General features: G+C 43.9%; 16 protein-coding genes. 5 read left to right on the top strand and 11 right to left on the bottom strand.

Annotation, left to right across the window (positions count from 1 at the left end; all coding sequences use genetic code 11):
- Nucleotides 1-300: 300 nt before the first annotated feature.
- The 7 genes from J8Z24_RS15060 to asnC form a co-directional block, all read right to left on the bottom strand.
- Nucleotides 301-3,399, bottom strand: coding sequence for an efflux RND transporter permease subunit (locus J8Z24_RS15060; protein WP_252094929.1), 3,099 nt, complete (start codon nucleotides 3,397-3,399; stop codon nucleotides 301-303).
- Nucleotides 3,399-4,499 (bottom strand): efflux RND transporter periplasmic adaptor subunit, encoded by a 1,101-nt coding sequence (locus tag J8Z24_RS15055; protein WP_128730712.1) that lies wholly within the window; start codon nucleotides 4,497-4,499, stop codon nucleotides 3,399-3,401. The genes J8Z24_RS15060 and J8Z24_RS15055 overlap by 1 nt, the downstream gene beginning before the upstream one ends.
- A gap of 16 nt (nucleotides 4,500-4,515) precedes the next feature.
- A complete protein-coding gene (locus tag J8Z24_RS15050) occupies nucleotides 4,516-5,241 on the bottom strand; it encodes a TetR/AcrR family transcriptional regulator (RefSeq protein ID WP_252094928.1) in 726 nt (241 codons plus the stop codon).
- A gap of 188 nt (nucleotides 5,242-5,429) precedes the next feature.
- On the bottom strand, nucleotides 5,430-6,092 hold the full coding sequence (locus tag J8Z24_RS15045) for an alpha/beta hydrolase (protein WP_252094927.1): 663 nt from the start codon (nucleotides 6,090-6,092) through the stop codon (nucleotides 5,430-5,432).
- Between the two features lie 709 nt (nucleotides 6,093-6,801).
- Nucleotides 6,802-8,889, bottom strand: coding sequence for an ATP-dependent DNA helicase RecG (recG, locus tag J8Z24_RS15040; RefSeq protein ID WP_252094926.1), 2,088 nt, complete (start codon nucleotides 8,887-8,889; stop codon nucleotides 6,802-6,804).
- A 28-nt stretch (nucleotides 8,890-8,917) separates the two neighbouring features.
- Complete coding sequence (trmH, locus tag J8Z24_RS15035) at nucleotides 8,918-9,616, bottom strand: tRNA (guanosine(18)-2'-O)-methyltransferase TrmH (RefSeq protein WP_125253758.1); 699 nt, start codon at nucleotides 9,614-9,616, stop codon at nucleotides 8,918-8,920.
- A gap of 51 nt (nucleotides 9,617-9,667) precedes the next feature.
- Nucleotides 9,668-10,126 carry a transcriptional regulator AsnC gene (gene asnC / locus J8Z24_RS15030; protein WP_125253759.1) on the bottom strand — a complete coding sequence of 153 codons (459 nt, stop codon included), beginning with the start codon at nucleotides 10,124-10,126 and terminating at the stop codon, nucleotides 9,668-9,670.
- 161 nt (nucleotides 10,127-10,287) lie between these two features.
- On the opposite strand from asnC, the gene asnA reads away from it, so the two are divergent.
- From asnA to ridA, 5 genes are all read left to right on the top strand, one after another.
- Entirely contained in the window at nucleotides 10,288-11,283 is a 996-nt protein-coding gene (gene asnA, locus J8Z24_RS15025) for an aspartate--ammonia ligase (RefSeq protein WP_252094925.1), read from the top strand.
- Between the two features lie 558 nt (nucleotides 11,284-11,841).
- Entirely contained in the window at nucleotides 11,842-12,465 is a 624-nt protein-coding gene (gmk, locus tag J8Z24_RS15020; RefSeq protein ID WP_147390868.1) for a guanylate kinase, read from the top strand.
- Nucleotides 12,466-12,798: 333 nt separating this feature from the next.
- Entirely contained in the window at nucleotides 12,799-13,074 is a 276-nt protein-coding gene (gene rpoZ, locus J8Z24_RS15015) for a DNA-directed RNA polymerase subunit omega (RefSeq protein ID WP_125253761.1), read from the top strand.
- A 214-nt stretch (nucleotides 13,075-13,288) separates the two neighbouring features.
- Entirely contained in the window at nucleotides 13,289-15,391 is a 2,103-nt protein-coding gene (gene spoT, locus J8Z24_RS15010) for a bifunctional GTP diphosphokinase/guanosine-3',5'-bis pyrophosphate 3'-pyrophosphohydrolase (RefSeq protein WP_125253762.1), read from the top strand.
- 10 nt (nucleotides 15,392-15,401) lie between these two features.
- Nucleotides 15,402-15,794, top strand: a complete 393-nt coding sequence (gene ridA / locus J8Z24_RS15005; protein WP_252094924.1) for a deaminase RidA — start codon at nucleotides 15,402-15,404, stop codon at nucleotides 15,792-15,794.
- Nucleotides 15,795-15,949: 155 nt separating this feature from the next.
- Here the strand turns inward: ridA and J8Z24_RS15000 are convergent, their stop codons facing one another.
- From J8Z24_RS15000 to J8Z24_RS14985, 4 genes are all read right to left on the bottom strand, one after another.
- Nucleotides 15,950-16,174: a hypothetical protein gene (locus J8Z24_RS15000; RefSeq protein WP_128730719.1), complete on the bottom strand. Its 225-nt coding sequence runs from the start codon at nucleotides 16,172-16,174 to the stop codon at nucleotides 15,950-15,952.
- A 44-nt stretch (nucleotides 16,175-16,218) separates the two neighbouring features.
- Nucleotides 16,219-16,899, bottom strand: coding sequence for a hypothetical protein (locus J8Z24_RS14995; protein ID WP_252094923.1), 681 nt, complete (start codon nucleotides 16,897-16,899; stop codon nucleotides 16,219-16,221).
- 32 nt (nucleotides 16,900-16,931) lie between these two features.
- Nucleotides 16,932-17,078, bottom strand: coding sequence for a hypothetical protein (locus J8Z24_RS14990; protein WP_252094922.1), 147 nt, complete (start codon nucleotides 17,076-17,078; stop codon nucleotides 16,932-16,934).
- 94 nt (nucleotides 17,079-17,172) lie between these two features.
- Entirely contained in the window at nucleotides 17,173-17,346 is a 174-nt protein-coding gene (locus J8Z24_RS14985) for a hypothetical protein (protein ID WP_252094921.1), read from the bottom strand.
- Between the last annotated feature and the right edge of the window lie 24 nt (nucleotides 17,347-17,370).

The following is a 17,370-nucleotide window of genomic DNA, read 5'->3' as shown; positions in this document are numbered from 1 at the left end:
TTAACTGCCTATCCTTTGATTGTGTAAATAATTGAATGTTAAAGATTATTTTTGTGTAACTTTTTTGTAGCAATAGACCGTTTGCTTTACTTTCCTTCTAGAACAAGTTGTTACTTGAAAACATATATTGTCACTGAGCGTGATGCTATGGGTGAAATAAAACACGACACCGAGCAAACTTAATTTAAGTACTAGGTACCGTGTTTTACCGAAAGCCAGGCTAAGCATGTGCTCATAGTGGCTTATCAGAGTGGAACAATAAATTAAATTAGCCCGTTTATTGTTCCTCTCTTGATTGTACTAAGCTTGAGCTACCGCTTGTTCTTGTGGGTATGCCTCAGTCTCTTGTGCCTCACTACGATGATCACTTGCTAGTTTCTCATAAAGTAAGGGCAGTACGATAAGTGTAAAGAAAGTACCAATGAGCATGCCAGCAACCAAAATGATACCAATACTGTTACGGGCTTCAGCACCAGCACCAGTTACCAATACAAGAGGGAAGTGACCAAGTACAGTCGCGCCCGTTGTCATTAAGATTGGTCTTAGTCTTGTGGCTGCTGCGCCTTTTACAGCATCGTACTTAGACTTACCTTCAAGTTGTAAATGGTTGGCAAATTCAACGATTAAGATACCATTTTTAGCAATTAGACCAATCAAGGTGATCAACCCAATTTGACTATAAATATTCACTGTCGTCAGTGATAAAAACGGCAGCATAAGGGCGCCTGCCAATGCCAGTGGCGCACACCCTAGTAACACAACAAGTGGATCTCTAAAGCTATTGAACTGAATAGTTAATAAGAAGAACACAATCACCATCGCAAATAGCAAGACGCCAACCATAGTGTTACCTTCTTTTCTTAACTGTCTGGACTCACCAGCGTAATCAATAGAGTAGTGGCTTGGTAGTATTTCTTGCGCAATCTCTTCAACTAGGGTTAGCGCTTGTTCTTTAGTCACGTGAGGTAGTGTACCTGCTAAAATCCTAAACGCGCCTTGTTGGTTAAAGGAGCCAAGTACTCGAGGGCTGGTAAATGTGCGCAATGTAGCAAATGCAGAAACGGGAACTAGAACACCTGTATCTGTGCTTACTTGCATATTTAAAATATTCTCAGGGTTGTATCTATCTTTATCACCCACAATTGGGATCACGCGATAAGCTTTACCATCCTTATTAAAGTAGTTGGCAAAGTTATTAGACATATACACGCTAAGTTGCTCATTCACTGAAGATAAACTTAGCCCGAGGTCTGCGACTAACTCCCTATCAATCTCAAGTTCTGCTTGTGGCAAATCGATTTTTAGATCGGTATTCATGAACATAAAACTGCCTGTCGCAGTCGCTCGTTGAATAATTTCATCCGCATACGCTTTCATGGTGATAGGGTCATCACTAGAACGGAAAACCACTTCAACATCAAATTGCCCAGCAGTTGGTAAAGACGCAGGTAAAATAGGGAACAGGGTTAACCCTGTGACGCTACTTAAGCGGCCGTACAAGTCAAAGAGCATATTGTGAACTGAGTTTTCTCGCTCACTAAAGGGCGCTAATGTCACACCACCAAAACCAGCAGAAGCGGTAATAACCTGCCAAGTAAATTCAGCACCTTCGGTTGCATTCATTACCGCAGCGGTATCGTTCATTTTATTTGAGGTATAAGCAAGAGAGGACTCAGGTGGGGCTTCCACCACAACCTGGATACTGCTTTGATCTTCGATAGGCGCAAGTTCTTTTTGCGATAACATATAAAATGGTACCGACAACAAAGAAAATATAATAGCGATGAAGAAGATTTGTGGACGCCATTTAAATAGCGTGTCTAGCGCATTAAAGTAGAACTTTTGGAGCTTATCGAAGTAACTATTGACCTTTTGTGTTAACTTGCCTTCTTTACCTCCCTCTGGGTTTACGTATGCCGCCATAATTGGAGATAAGGTGATGGCAACTAAACCTGAAATGATCACAGCAATCGCCAGCGTGAAAGCAAATTCTCTAAATAAAAAGCCAGTTAATCCCGTTAAAAATCCAATGGGTGCGTATACTGCTGCTAGGGTCAGTGTCATCGCAATAACAGGCACAAGTAATTGACGTGAGCTAATAAGCGCGGCTTGAAATCTAGGTTTGCCCTCGCGCATATGACGGGCAACATTTTCCACCACCACAATGGCATCATCTACCACTAGGCCTACCGAAAGTACAATGGCCAAAATGGTAAGTAGGTTAAGGGAAAAGCCCATTGCAGAGATCACCGCTATGGCACCTAAAATAGAGATAGGGATAGTGATGAGTGGCACCATCGCGGTTCTGAATGACCCCATCATCGCCAATACCACAATACCAACAAGTAACACCGTCTCAGCCAGTGTGGTAAAGATTTCTTTGATAGAATCTCGCATGTACAGGGTGCCATCGTAACCAATTCTAAGGTTCATGCCGTCAGGTAAGATAGGGTTTATCTCATCAATCTTTTTATAAAGTGCATCACCAATGTCAATTTCATTGGCGCCAGGTAGTGCCCATAAGGCTAAAAAGACCGTATCATGATCATCAAGCCGTGCAGTCACTAGGCTGTCAGCTTCACCTAGCTCTACGGTGGCCAGATCTCCTAGTTTTAATTGTGCACCATCAACCTCTTTGACAATGAGGTTATTAAAGTCCGTGATTGAGCGCAAAGACGTATTCGCCATGACATCAATACGTTGTCTGTTGTTTTCACTATATCCAATGGTTGCAATGGTATTATTGGCGCGTAGTGCACCAAATACATCACTGGCGCTAAGCCCATAAATGGCTAGCTTTTCAGGATCAAGCCAAATACGCATCGCTGGATTTCGGCCACCTTCGAGGGTGATTTTTTGCACACCAGGAATATCTGACATTGAAGGCACAACATTTCTGATCAAATAATCGCTCACATTGTTACGCGATAGTCCTTGAGACTCTACATCTAGATAGAATACAGCATAGGGACTATCGGCACGCACGGTATGAATTGCAGGGTCTTCCGCACCACTTGGCAATTCAAACTTTATTTGGTTTAACCGTGTTGTGAGTTCAGCAAGAGCATCAGGAGTGCTATGGTTTAACTCTAACCATGCCGTAACTCGACTGAGACCTGCCATTGTTACTGAATCAACATAGTCCACACCAGGAACCGTTGAAGCAACGCGTTCAATCGGTTCTGTCACATAACCTTTAACTACCTCAGCTGAGGCACCAGTGTAGACGGTATTTATTACTAACGACGCACTTTCTATTTTGGGGTACTGCTGTACAGAAATATCTCTAGCAGCGTTTAATCCTGCCAGAACAATAAGGAGTGAAAATACAACCGCAAGCACGGGGCGATTGACAAATATATCCATAATGGATGGTTTATTTTCATGTAAAGCACTCATTACTGCTCTCCATTATTGCCATCAATCGCAGCAACTTGGTCGGTGTAAACCAGTAAGTTCTCCTGTAGTTTAAATGCACCTTCAGCAGCAATAAACTCACCGCCGCTCAAACCTGTTAATACCAGCTGCTGGTCATGGATCTTATCGCCAAGTGTGACTTTGACAGGTTTTGCTCGCCAGTTTTGTGCGTCATCTTTTTCTAAGATATAAACAAACTCACCAAAATGGTTTCGAGTAATAGCATTGGTCGGTACTACCGCTGCGCTTACTTTTGCTACTGGCACGTTTACCATTACCATTTGGTTGTGGCTTAGTGCTTCGTGATAATTATTAAGCTCTGCGCGATAGCGTTGTTGGCGGGAGGCGACGTCAACACTTGGGGTTTTCGCTAACACTCGTGCTGGTTGCTGCACTTGCGAGTGTGATACCGCGACCATTACCTCTTCACCCAACTTTGGTTGTGGTAACGTTTGCGGCATGTTGAAATCAACCCAAATTTTGTCGTTAGTGCCTACTAAAAACGTCACGGCATTGTTGGCATCAAGCAACTGACCAACTTGATATTGCTCCATACCGGTATAGCCAGTAAACGGTGCTCGGATGGTCTTTTTTTCGATAAGGGTGGTGAGTCGTTTTACATCAGCTTCATTGATAGCAACCTCAGCTTCCGCTTTGTCTACTTCATCGGGACTAATGCGTTTTTGTTCAAGTAACTTTGCAACACGTTGATAGGTTGACTTGGCAAGTTTTACTCGCGCTTTAGCTGCTTGTAGATTTGCTTCATCAATGCTGCTGTCGAGGCGCAGCAATACTTGATTGGCTTTTACTAAGTCACCAGGTTGAAAGCCAACGTATGTAATAAGTCCTGCATATTCATTGCTGACAGTTACGGTCTGTTTTGCATGAAGTTGGCCAACTACTTTTACCGTTTTAAGGTGTTCAGTTGTAGAGACATAGGTACTTTTAACCGATGCCGAGGGTTCAGGGAAGGATTCTCCAAAGGCAATAGCAGCTTGGATTTGCGTAAATTTAACAAATCCTAAACTGGTAATGACGATGAGAATAAGTACAAAGGCGATAAGCCAGCGTTTTATGTTCATTGTGATTTTCCTTAAGTTAACGAAGCTCGAGCGCTTGCAATTCTTTCTCTATACGAAGTAGAGAGTCATGGGTTATTGGTGCTTGCCATGGATAACTATTTAGCAGCCTCACAGCGCTTCGAATGAGCGGATCATTGAGCGCAAGAGGTGCCAGCAAAGAGTCAGTACCTTCGACAATTTGGTTAGTTTGTTGCAAACGTAAAACTTGTTCATATCCGACGGTTAGTGCCCAACCGCTGATTATGATTTCTTCAATGACATCATGCAGATTTGGTATATTTTGTAGTTCTCCTGCCTCAATGCCATCAAGCAAGGTTTGCTTGAAAACATTTTCACAGCCGCTACATGATTCAATAATTTTATTGGTCCAATATTCTGAAGCTCTTTTAATTACGGCTTTGTTAGTAGAGTAAGATTGCAGCTCGAAATCGAAGGAAAAACGCTTAATTTTTTGTGGAGAAACCAAACACACGGCGAGCATTCGCTCTGGTGTACTTAATGGCAGCGATAAGATTTGTTTAAACACACTAGACACATGGGTAAATGACTCATAAGCCAATGCCATGATTAAGTCTTCTTTGGTTTGCACAAACTTATAAATAGAACCCATAGATAACCCTGCATGCAAAGAGACTTTAGCCATTGTAAAATCAGTGACTGACGACTCATTGATGCACTGCTCTGCAGCACTTAAAATCATACGTTGCTGAGTTTCGTTATCATACTTTGGTGCTGGTGCCATGCTTTCTCCTGTAATAATTGAACCTAATTCGAATGATATTCGAATGCGCCTCAATTATAAGGTTGGTTTTTAAAAGTGCAATAAGTAAACAGAGTATTGTTTGCTCGCAGAAAAGATTTAAAGAGATAGGATGGACTAGAATGAAGGTCTTTTACGGCGTTCTGCTGAGAGAACGCCACGCTAATTATTTAGTGATTTAAAATCCAGCTTTTAACAGGCTTTACCCACTCGTCTCTTGGGAGGTAAAAAGCACCGTGCTCCTCACCAGTGGAAATAGAAAATTCTGTAAAGCTTTTGAGGGTTTTGGAGCGTGCTTTCACAAAGTCGCAAGAGCCCACTTGATCTGAGGTTTCGTACACGGATAACACCTTGCCGTAGAGCTGGATCTCGGTTTTACTTTTGATAAGCCCAGCGCAGCCCGCAAGTATCACGTAGTGAATAGCATCATTTTTTAATGTGTCACTTGCCATTATCGTTAACGCTCCACCGCGAGAAAACCCCACAAGCGTAATGTTGCTGGCGCTGACGCCCACGTCCAGTAATTTGCGGACCTTGCTAACTAGGGTTTTTGTGTATGTTTCTGGTGCGACGCCTTTAGGTCGGTGCTCAGCAATTAGCGTATAGGTATCGTCGCTTAAAGCTTGTTTGATGGCTGGAAAGTCATATTTACCCCAGCGCTTATGAATAGGCGTTTCATTATCACCTTCAACGATGTAGCCATGAGAGTAAAAAACGTATTTGGCAGATGGATTAATCTGCTCTGGTACATCTGGGTAAATTGCTTTTGCAGAGGCGATTGACGCCACGCAAGCAGCAAATGAGGTGCATGCAGCACGTAGTAAGAGATTCATTTTTGAGTTTTTTGAGTTGATGTAGAGAGATGGTAGCTAAGCTTTGAGAAAAGAAGCAAGCGTAGCGCGATGGGTTATTTTGTTTGAGAGAGTTGTGGGCTTGTGGGAGCGAGTTTAGCTCGCGATCTTTTCACTGCTCGCCGCGTAAAGTGGCTCCTACCAAAGTGTTCACCTATGGGAGCAAATTACCCGTGTAGGAGGGAGTTTACCTCGCGCTCTGTTAACTGCTCGCCGCGTAAAGTGGCTCCTACCAAAGTGCTCACCTATGGGAGCAAATTATCCGTGTAGGAGCGAGTTTACCTCGCGATCTTTTCACTGCTCGCCACATAAAGTGGCTCCGACCAAAGTGCTCACCTATGGGAGCAAATTACACTTGTATGAGCGAGTTTTCCTCGCGCTCTTAACTGCTCGCCACATAAAGTGGCTCCTACCAAAGTGTTCACCTATGGGAGCAAATTACCCGTGTAGGAGGGAGTTTACCTCGCGATCTGTTAACTGCTCGCCGCGTAAAGCGTCTCCTACCATAGTGTTCACCTATGGGAGCAAATTACCCGTGTAGGAGCGAGTTTACCTCGCGATCTCTTGACTGCTCGCCACATAAAGTGGCTCCTACCAAAGTGTTCACCTACAGGAGCAAAACTCTCGTGTAGGAGCGAGTTTACCTCGCGATCTTTATACCATCTAAAGCTTAAAGCTTAAAGCTTAAAGCTTACGCCATGGCCAGTTCACTCTTATCGCCCATCCAGCGCCAGATAATCGAGTCAACAATATCGCTGTGGCTTTTAAGCACGGTAAAAGCGAGGCTTCTCACTTGCGGTAATAAGTGTTTATCACGACTAAGATCGGCAATTTTTAGCTCCGCCAATCCAGTTTGTTTTGTGCCTAGCACTTCACCCGGACCGCGGATCTCAAGGTCGCGCTCAGCGATGACAAATCCGTCGTTACTTTCTCTAAGCACCCCTAAACGCTTTTGCGCAGTGACCGACAGTGGCGCATGGTAAAGCAGTAAACAATGTGATGCGATTTGTCCGCGACCAACACGGCCGCGCAACTGATGCAGTTGTGCCAGACCCAAGCGTTCAGGGTTTTCAATGATAATAAGGCTAGCGTTGGGTACATCCACACCTACTTCAATTACGGTAGTGGCAACCAGCACATGAGTATGGCCCTGTTTAAATTCGTCCATAATGGCCTGCTTTTCTTGGGCTTTCATACGGCCATGCACCAGCGCGATATTAAGCTCTGGCAAGGCTTCGGCAAGTGCTTTGGCGGTGTCTTCTGCGGCTTGGCATTGTAACGCCTCCGATTCATCTATCAGGGTGCATACCCAGTACACTTGACGTTTGTCGTCAACGCAGGCTTTTTGCACTTTTTTGATCACTTCATTGCGTCTGGTGTCGGGCACGGCGACGGTCGTGATTGGTGTTCTGCCCGGTGGTAGCTCGTCGATAATTGAGGTTTCAAGGTCGGCGTAGGCCGTCATAGCCAAGGTTCTCGGGATAGGGGTGGCAGTCATCACCAACTGATGTGGATAGCAATCGCCAAACTTTCCCTTTTCTCTCAGCGCTAAGCGCTGGTGCACGCCAAAGCGATGTTGTTCGTCGATGATGATAAGCGCAAGGTTAGAAAACTGTACTTGCTCTTGGAATAACGCATGGGTGCCGACCACCATCTGTGCTTGCCCTGAAGCAATTCGCTCCAGCGCATGAGTGCGTTCCTTGCCTTTGGTTTTACCACCCAGCCATACGGTTTCAATGCCCATAGGTTCAAACCAATTAAGGAAGTTGATGCCGTGTTGCTCGGAGAGGATCTCAGTGGGTGCCATCAGTGCTACTTGGTAACCCTGTGCGATGGCTGTTAACGCGCTGAGTGCTGCCACAAGGGTTTTTCCTGATCCGACATCCCCTTGCACCAATCGCATCATGGGGTAGGGATGTTGTAAGTCGCTTTTGATCTCAGCTACTACTCGACTTTGGGCATTGGTCGGGGCAAATGGTAAGGCCGATAAAAACTGTGCTTCAAGTGGATTGGTAGGCGGTAGTGCAACTGCTTTCACCGCTTGACCTTTTTGCCTAAGCTTAAGCAAACTGAGGTTTTGTGCTAATAACTCTTCAAATGCTAAGCGTGCTTGAGCGGGGTGTTGCCCGAGTTCTAATTGGGTTAAATCGACTTCCTGTGGCGGGCGGTGCAGTAATAGCAGCGCCTCTTTTAAGCTTTGCTGCGATGGCCGATACTGAGCTGGTAAATAGTCTGGTACATCATATTTGCGCAGTAACTCAACGGCTTGATCGGCAATCGCCCGAATGCTCAATTGCTTCAGCCCTTCGGTCGTCGGATAAACAGGTGTGAGTGTCGCAAGGCTTGGGTCGCAAGGTGCAGAGCGGGTTTCTTTGATGCTGTATTCTGGGTGAGCCATTTCAAAACCATGGCGGCCACGGCGAACCTCACCAAAACAGCGGATTATTTTGCCTGCTTGCATGGCGTTTTTTTGCGCCGCGTTAAAATTGAAAAAACGCAGCGCGATCCGCCCCGTTCCATCATTAACATAACATACCAGCATGCGGCGTTTGCCTTGCGTGATTTCGCTGCGTTCAATCTCGGCTTCAATGCTGACATGACTATGCGCTTGTAACTCGCAGATAGGATAGGTGCGCGCACGGTCTTCGTAGCGTAGTGGAAGGTGAAATAGCATGTCTTGCACCGACTGAATGCCTAGTTTGGCCAAGCGTTCGGCTGCTTTTGGGCCTACGCCTTTTAGCTCAGTGACGGGGTAAGTGGCCAAATTTGGTGTCGACATGCTATTCCTCTAGCGCGATCCGCGTTATCTATTTTTTCTGCTTAAACTTAAGAATGTCCCAAAAGGTGTCGTCAGCAACAATTTCACCGTGCTCATCAAGCGCAGGGTAAGGTAACCCTTTTTCTCTACAGCGAGTGGCAATAATTGGATGACATCCTTCAAATAGTAACTTATGTTTTACCACAGGATCCATCATATCTGTACGTTTGTACAGTCCAGCTACATCTCTTTGGCGCTGCGCTTCGTATAAAATAAGTGCTGCGGCAACGGATACATTCAGGGATTGCACCATACCTTGCATTGGGATCACGATATGCTGATCTGCATGCTCAAGTGCGCGGTCTGAGATCCCAAGACGCTCTTGACCGACAATAATGGCGGTGGGTTTGGTGTAATCAATTTCACGAAAATCAACGGCGCTATCACTAAGGTTGGTTGCTAATAATTGTACACCCGGGTTTTGTTCACGGATCGTCGCAACAGCCTGGTCGATATGCTCATGCATATGGGTTTCTACCCAATTTTTGCTGCCACCAGAGGTATTATTAGTTAACCGTCTTTGATCTTGTGGCCATACCGCATGTACATGGTGACAACCAACCGCATCTGCGGTACGCACAATCGCTGACAGGTTGTGGTGCTTATGTACTTCATCTAAACACACAGTGAGGTCGGTTTGGCGTCTATCTAATACGCTTTTTACACGATGGTATCTATTCTCAGCCATCTACTTACTACTCTAAATCAACAAATTCCCGCGATTATAACAAAAAAGGGGCTAAGGCATAACGGTGCGCTGAATCGGGTTTTGCAGTGAGATCAGCGTTTCGGTTGACTGGATAGACTCAATAGTTTGCACTTTATTGATAAGTACATCTTGTAGGTGGTCGATGGAGCGCGCCATCACTTTGATAAAAATACTGTAGTTACCTGTGGTGTAATAGGCTTCAACAACCTCTTCGAATTCTTTAAGACGTGCAATGGCCCCCGGATAGTCCCCGGCATGTTTTAGGTTTATTCCGATAAAACAGCAGACATCATAACCAAGCCGTTTAGCATTAATGCTTACTTGAGTTCCTTCAATGATCCCCGCTTGCTTCATTTTTTCGACCCGAACATGGATGGTACCGGCGCTAACGGCAAATCTCTTTGCTAATTCCGCGTAGGGTGTCCGCGCATTTTCCTTTAATGCGTGAAGGATGGATTTATCTAGATTGTCGATCTCATAATTTTCCATGTAAATATCCATTGGCAATTATCGTTTGTTTAAAATTTATAGCATATTTTTGATGAAAATAATTATGTAAAGGTGTTTTTGTTGTGGGTTATTGATGTTTTTTTTGGTTTCTTTAAATATAGACTTAACAAAACGACAAATTCGGGAATGAGGACCTAACCATGTTGAGCAAGTATCAAGAGACACAAAAACAGATAGCACGAGTAAAGCAAGTATTTTCAGCACAGCTAACCGAGCAATTAGGCTTAGTTGAAGTACAAGCCCCAATTTTGGCGCGCTTAGGCGATGGTATTCAAGACAACCTAAGTGGTCATGAGCAGGCGGTACAGGTTAAAGTGAAAACGCTACCGGACGCGCAGTTTGAGGTAGTACATTCACTTGCTAAGTGGAAACGTAAAACACTAGGTGATTATGGTTTTGCTAAAGGCGAAGGCCTCTATACGCACATGAAAGCGCTACGCCCAGACGAAGACAAGCTATCGCCAATCCATTCTGTTTATGTTGACCAATGGGATTGGGAAAAAGTGATTTGCGAAAATAGTGAGCGTTCGCTGGCAAAACTAAAAGAAACAGTTGAAACCCTTTATCGCTCAATTAAAGCGACGGAAAAAGTGGTCGAGCATGAGTTTGGCATTGCGGCATTCCTCCCTGAGAAAATTACGTTTGTGCACAGTGAAGCATTACGTACTATGTACCCAGATTTTACTACCAAGCAACGTGAAAAAGCGATTGCCCAAGAATATGGCGCGGTATTCCTAATTGGTATTGGTGGCGAGCTTGGTGATGGTAAAATTCACGATGTTCGTGCGCCGGATTATGACGATTGGTCAACGCCAACATGCGACAAATACCAAGGGCTGAATGGCGATATCTTGGTGTGGAACCCAGTGTTAGAAGACGCTTTTGAAATTTCATCAATGGGTATTCGTGTTTGTCCTGATTCGCTTGCAAGACAGCTGAAATTAACCGATGACGAAGCGCGCTTGAGTTTAGATTGGCACCAACAGCTGGTTGCAGGGGAATTACCACAAACTATAGGCGGTGGGATTGGCCAGTCGCGTTTAGTGATGTTGCTGTTACAAAAGCAGCACATTGGTCAGGTACAAGTAGGGGTATGGCCTGAAGAAGTGCGCAGCAGCGTGGCTGATTTGTTGTAAAAAGATCGCGAGGTAAACTCGCTCCTACACGAGAGTTTTGCTCCTAGTAGGTAAGCACCTTAGTAGGAGCTGCTTTACACGGCGAGCAGTTAAGAGATCGCGAGGTAAATTCGCTCCTACATGAGGGTTTTACTCCTGTAGGTAAGCACCTTGGTAGGAGCCGCTTTACGCGGCGAGCTGTTAAGAGCTCGCGAGGTAAACTCGCTCCTACACGAGAGTTTTACTTCTTTGGATATACACCTTAGTAGGAGCTGCTTTACGCGGCGAGCAGTTAAGGGAACGCGAGGTAAATTCGCTCCTACACGAGAGTTTTACTTCTTTGGATATACACCTTAGTAGGAGCCGCTTTACGCGGCGAGCTGTTAAGGGATCGCGAGGTAAACTCGCTCCCACATGAGGGTTTTACATCTGTGGATACACACCTTGGTTGGAGTCAATTAAGGTGATTTTTCGTTAGTGTATTCTTATACGTTACTCGGTATAATGTCCGCTTTTAGCACTGCGGCAGACTTGAGTAAAGCAACATTACTCGGCCGGTATTTATTGTTGAGAACGACTATGACATCACCTACACGCGGTAATCTGTTTATCCTTTCTGCACCTTCTGGTGCGGGTAAATCAAGTTTAATTAAAGCGCTATTGGAAAAGCACAACGACATTAAAGTCTCGGTGTCTCATACCACGCGCGCGCCTCGTCCAGGCGAAGAAAATGGTGTTCATTATCACTTTGTTTCTGTAGATGAGTTTAAGCAGTTGATCGACAAAGGCGACTTTTTCGAGTGGGCACAAGTATTTGAAAACTACTATGGTACTTCGAAGCAAGCGATCGAAGAGCAACTTGCTGCGGGTGTCGATGTATTTTTGGATATCGATTGGCAAGGTGCGCGCCAAGTGCGTGAATTAATGCCGGAAGTAAAAACAATTTTTATTCTCCCTCCGTCAACCGCTGAATTAGAGAGTCGCTTAAATAGCCGAGGCCAAGACTCGCAAGAAGTCATTGCAGGTCGTATGGCAGAAGCGAAATCAGAAAGTTCACATTACAATGAGTTTGACTATATTTTGGTCAATGATGACTTTGAGCAAACACGCAGTGAGCTTGAGCATATTGTGATTTCAGCACGGTTAGAACAAAAAGCACAAGCTGTACGTCATCAAGCGCTGATCGCTGACTTGCTAAAATAATTACTTTTTAACCTGAGGTTTGGGTAAGGAATGGCTAACTTATTGTATTTAAAATCGGCCTAATTTATATCCTTGTTTAGCCAGAGAGTTTTAGGGGGAACACCGCTCCCGCGTCCTGCTCTCGCTAAGGTACCTACATCCTGTAGGCAAGGCGAATTTACGTACCAATAGCGGGCTATTGGAAGTGAGTTCAACGCAGTTAGCGCTAAAACTGGCTGCTAGCAAGACATTAATTATCCACAGCTCAGGTTTTTTAACCATCAATACTTGGCGAAAGGCTAGACATACAGTAAACTAGCCTTTTGCATAATGAACTGAATTTGGAGTGCTTCGATGGCTCGCGTAACTGTAGAAGATGCAGTAGATAAAATTGGTAACCGCTTTGACTTGATTTTAGTAGCAGCGCGTCGCGCTCGCCAAATTTCTGTAGGTGGTAAAGATCCTATGGTTGATGCTGAAAACGACAAGCCAACCGTAATCGCGCTACGTGAAATTGAGCAAGGTTTTGTAACCACAGACTCACTAGATATTATTGACCGTGAAGAGCAGCAGAGCCAAGAAGCTGCAGAGCTTGCAGCTGTTGCTGCAATCGTTGGTGGCAACCGCTAATCCAACCACTGTCTAAATTTCAATAATGCCAGCTTTTGCTGGCATTATTGTTTTGAGAACCAGCAAAATACATCCGTGTCATGTCCTTAACTTCCTAACAAGTCGCATAAATTGTTCATTGGCATTGCTGGTTTTTCATCGTATATTCTTAAGTAATTAGCTTGTAACCCGCTTTATACTCGCCGAGTATATTCTCTGAAACATTGGAGTGTGAATGTATCTGTTTGAAGGCCTCAAAAAGAAAATTTCAGAATATTTGTCACCAGAAGACGTTGAGTTGGTGCAAAAAGCCTATGTTGTGGCTCGTGAGGCACACGAGGGACAGACGCGCTCCAGTGGTGAGCCTTATATTACCCACCCAGTGGAAGTCACCCAGATCTTAGCGAGTATGAAGCTTGACCATGAAACACTCATGGCCGCGCTGATGCACGATGTTATTGAAGATACAGACTTTAGCCAAGACGACTTAGCCGAAATATTTGGCGATACTGTCGCTGAGCTGGTGGAAGGGGTGTCAAAGCTCGACAAACTGAGTTTCAAAGATAAAAAAGAGTTCCAAGCCGAAAACTACCGCAAAATGATCATGGCGATGACCCAAGATATTCGAGTCATCTTGATTAAGCTTGCCGATAGAACACACAATATGCGAACGCTTGGGGCACTGCGTCCTGATAAGCGCCGTCGAATTGCTCGTGAAACGTTGGAGATTTACGCCCCAATTGCAAACCGCCTAGGTATTCATGATATTAAAAACGAGTTAGAAGACTTAGGGTTTCAGGCGTTATATCCAATGCGTTATCGTGCGCTACGATCAGAGGTTGCAAAAGCACGTGGCAATCGTAAAGAAGTGATCAGTAATATTCAAACTGAAATCGAATCTAGGTTAGAAGAAGCTGGGATCCAAGGCTCAGTTAAAGGTCGTGAAAAGCACTTATATAGTATTTACCGCAAAATGCTGAATAAAGAGCTGATGTTTAACGAGGTGATGGACATTTATGCCTTTAGGATCAACGTTGATAACCTTGATACTTGCTACCGTGTGCTAGGTGTTGCACATAATCTATATAAACCAATTGAAACGCGCTTTAAGGATTATATTGCCGTACCAAAAACCAACGGTTATCAATCACTGCATACATCATTAGTTGGTCCTCATGGTATTCCAGTTGAAATCCAAATTCGTACACATGATATGGATCACATGGCAGACAAAGGGGTTGCAGCGCATTGGATGTATAAAAAATCTGGTGATAACGCTGGCCACACTGCGCAGCAGCGCGCGCGTCAGTGGATGCAAAGCTTGCTGGAATTACAGCAAAGTGCCGGTTCCTCTTTTGAGTTTGTTGAAAACGTTAAAACCGAATTATTCCCTGAAGAAATTTACGTCTTTACGCCAGATGGCCGCATTGTGGAGCTGCCTATGGGGGCAACGGCGGTAGACTTTGCTTATGCCGTGCATACTGATGTCGGTAATACCTGTGTTGGTGCGCGTGTAAACCGCAAGCCGTACCCACTAAGCAAAGCGCTGGACACCGGGCAAACAGTAGAAGTGATAACCAGTTCAGGCGCACATCCAAATGCAACATGGCTTAATTTTGTAGTAACGGGTAAGGCACGCCTTGGGATCCGTAACTACCTTAAGAGTCAGCAAGAAGAAGAAGCTATTTTATTAGGTCGTCGCTTGCTTGATTCAGCCCTTGGTGAGTACAAGCTGGATGATATTCCACAAGAACAAATTGATAATGTACTGGAAGAACACAAGCTCAACACCTTACTAGAATTATTGGTTGAAATTGGCTGCGGTAATATCATGAGTGTATTGATAGCAAAGCGCTTATTGCAAGATGATAATGCTGTAGAAGATATTGCAAAACGCGCGAAAGCCGCGATAATCGGTACTGAAGGTATGTTGGTGACTTATGCTAAATGTTGTCGCCCTGTGCCAGGAGATGCCATTACAGCCTACGTAAGCCAAGGTAAAGGGCTAATGGTGCACCGTCAAGAATGTAAAAATATTAAGGGTTGGCAAAACGAGCGCTCAAAGTACTTCGTGGTGAAATGGGAGGACAACCCAGAGAAAGAGTATATCGCCGCGCTTCGCGTTGAGATAATCAATCACCAAGGTGCGTTAGCTAAGTTAACCAATGTGGTCGCAACAACACAAGCAAACATTGTTGAGATCGCAACAGATGAGAAAGAAAGTAATTTATACGTGATTGATTTAGGTATTACCGTGAAAAACCGAGTTCATGTTGCAGATATCATGCGTCGAATTCGAGTAATGCCAGATGTGCAACGCGTGTATCGTAAAAAATAAAGGAACATCCATGAACAAAGCGATTATTTCAACAGATAAAGCGCCAGCAGCAATTGGCACTTACAACCAAGCGGTTAAAGTGGGCACTGCTGTTTATTTATCGGGTCAGATCCCATTGGTCCCTGAAACGATGGAATTTATTTCTGACGATTTTGCAGAGCAAACACACCAAGTATTTAAAAATTTAACCGCAGTGTGTGAAGAGGCCGGTGGTGAGCTTCAAGATATGGTTAAGGTGAATATCTTCCTGACAGACTTAAGTAATTTTACAACAGTCAATGAGATTATGGCGCAATATTTCAGAAAGCCATATCCAGCACGTGCAGCCATTGGTGTAAAAGAATTACCAAAAGGTGCACAGGTAGAAATTGACGGCATTATGGAGTTGCCATCAACGAACTAAGCGTAGTGCTTCTGTAAGCTGTATACTCATTTGCCCCCGCACTAGACGGGGGCAAATTATTTGTGCAGCGAGAATACATTACACAGCGCGACAAAGTGGGCTGCACCTACTGGATGCTACCCCTATTTAATACAGAGTATTAAGTCAAATTAGTATTAGCACATATTGGTTGGACAATCGCAATGTAACGTATTTGGCTCTGGAACACAGGCTAGCGCCTTTGACGGGCACTCTAGTGTTGCAGCATCGGTATCACAGTTTAAGTTACGGCTACAGTGATAAGAACAACCGCCGCCAATCTCACGAGTGTTATGATAATCCAGTATTCGCGGAGTCCCTGATAATGACTTGAGTTGCTTCTTGTTCAGTTTTAAATCCATCGTTTATTCCTTCAATTGAGTTAAGATAAAAGCAGCATAGAGGACTATGACTTATGCTGCGGCTCGGATTTTTTAGGCGTTAAGTCTTCTTCACTTTCATTAATTGGTGCAGGACGAAAACGTTCAACGTAGATAGTCGCTAGAAGTGTGGTAATAACAGCAGCTAATAGGATAGATTTTACATAAGGGTAGCTATAATAAACGATACCCCACTTCCAAAATTGTTTTGCAAAGCTTTCATCTACTCCAAAGTGTTCTAGGTTACGAATAATGTTCTCAGCGAAAGCTGCTACGTCTACAAGCATAAATAAAAAGAAGATACCAACAAGTATAATATCGGCATGCGTCATGTAGATATATTCTTTCCTAGTTGTTTGGAATTTATTCACAAATTTCAACGACAACCTTACTCTATTCTTGATAGTTAGATAGGTTAGTAAGTCGCAGATGAAGTGAATGCCTACAATAAACATGTTTTGTTTATATGGAGGAGCATAAGCGAAAATATTTTCTACGAAAGATACAAGCAATAACTCTAAAATTATAAGTGCTATCAATACAGCAGATAGGTGCGTAATATTAAGCTGCTCTTTGGAAAATATCGCTAGAATAAAAACTAAAGCTAACATCGGAAGGTACGTAGTTTGCTCCAGAATAATAAGTGTATGTATAAACCCCGTTGCAACGAGAAACATGATAAATAAAAAAACTAGTGATTTGTTCATTTATAAACCTTAATAAAGGTACTAGTTGAGGCTTAGCCTGGCTTTTCTGATTTAGGCTCTAACTTAGGGTCGTCCTTGATTGAGCCATCACTCCCACCCGTTATATGTGTCAGGAAATGGCTATTTAGCACAACAAAACGGTCTCTTTTAGTACTTTTGACTTTATTTGAATATCTCATCTTCTATTCCTTATAGGTTCTTGCAGTGGTTAAAGTCATTCATACTGTACTCCGAAACTCACCTATTGAGAATATTTTGTAAAACTAAAGTAATTTATGTGCCTAGTTTCGGATCTGCTACAGTTCCACCATGAGAACCTACGGAGATAGCTCGCGGCTCATGTTTAGCTACTCCTAGGCTGCTACCCTTAATAGACTTTAGACTATCTAATGGTAACTTTTTGATTTTTAATGCCTTACCAAGTTCTTTTTGCATTACAAATTTCATTCTTTTAATCCTTTTACTACTAAA

This window comes from Pseudoalteromonas sp. SCSIO 43201 (assembly GCF_023716725.1).
Taxonomy (GTDB): Bacteria; Pseudomonadota; Gammaproteobacteria; order Enterobacterales; family Alteromonadaceae; genus Pseudoalteromonas; species Pseudoalteromonas peptidolytica.
Note: the sequence above shows the minus strand (reverse complement) of the source record. Positions and strands in the feature narration are given on the sequence as shown.

Excerpts from the sequence above, each read along its gene's own strand:
- J8Z24_RS15060 (WP_252094929.1), bottom strand. The coding sequence starts at position 3,399 with ATGAGTGCTTTACATGAAAATAAACCATCCATTATGGATATATTTGTC.
- J8Z24_RS15055 (WP_128730712.1), bottom strand. The coding sequence starts at position 4,499 with ATGAACATAAAACGCTGGCTTATCGCCTTTGTACTTATTCTCATCGTC.
- J8Z24_RS15050 (WP_252094928.1), bottom strand. The coding sequence starts at position 5,241 with ATGGCACCAGCACCAAAGTATGATAACGAAACTCAGCAACGTATGATT.
- J8Z24_RS15045 (WP_252094927.1), bottom strand. The coding sequence starts at position 6,092 with ATGAATCTCTTACTACGTGCTGCATGCACCTCATTTGCTGCTTGCGTG.
- recG (WP_252094926.1), bottom strand. The coding sequence starts at position 8,889 with ATGTCGACACCAAATTTGGCCACTTACCCCGTCACTGAGCTAAAAGGC.
- trmH (WP_125253758.1), bottom strand. The coding sequence starts at position 9,616 with ATGGCTGAGAATAGATACCATCGTGTAAAAAGCGTATTAGATAGACGC.
- asnC (WP_125253759.1), bottom strand. The coding sequence starts at position 10,126 with ATGGAAAATTATGAGATCGACAATCTAGATAAATCCATCCTTCACGCA.
- asnA (WP_252094925.1), top strand. The coding sequence starts at position 10,288 with ATGTTGAGCAAGTATCAAGAGACACAAAAACAGATAGCACGAGTAAAG.
- gmk (WP_147390868.1), top strand. The coding sequence starts at position 11,842 with ATGACATCACCTACACGCGGTAATCTGTTTATCCTTTCTGCACCTTCT.
- rpoZ (WP_125253761.1), top strand. The coding sequence starts at position 12,799 with ATGGCTCGCGTAACTGTAGAAGATGCAGTAGATAAAATTGGTAACCGC.
- spoT (WP_125253762.1), top strand. The coding sequence starts at position 13,289 with ATGTATCTGTTTGAAGGCCTCAAAAAGAAAATTTCAGAATATTTGTCA.
- ridA (WP_252094924.1), top strand. The coding sequence starts at position 15,402 with ATGAACAAAGCGATTATTTCAACAGATAAAGCGCCAGCAGCAATTGGC.
- J8Z24_RS15000 (WP_128730719.1), bottom strand. The coding sequence starts at position 16,174 with ATGGATTTAAAACTGAACAAGAAGCAACTCAAGTCATTATCAGGGACT.
- J8Z24_RS14995 (WP_252094923.1), bottom strand. The coding sequence starts at position 16,899 with ATGAACAAATCACTAGTTTTTTTATTTATCATGTTTCTCGTTGCAACG.
- J8Z24_RS14990 (WP_252094922.1), bottom strand. The coding sequence starts at position 17,078 with ATGAGATATTCAAATAAAGTCAAAAGTACTAAAAGAGACCGTTTTGTT.
- J8Z24_RS14985 (WP_252094921.1), bottom strand. The coding sequence starts at position 17,346 with ATGAAATTTGTAATGCAAAAAGAACTTGGTAAGGCATTAAAAATCAAA.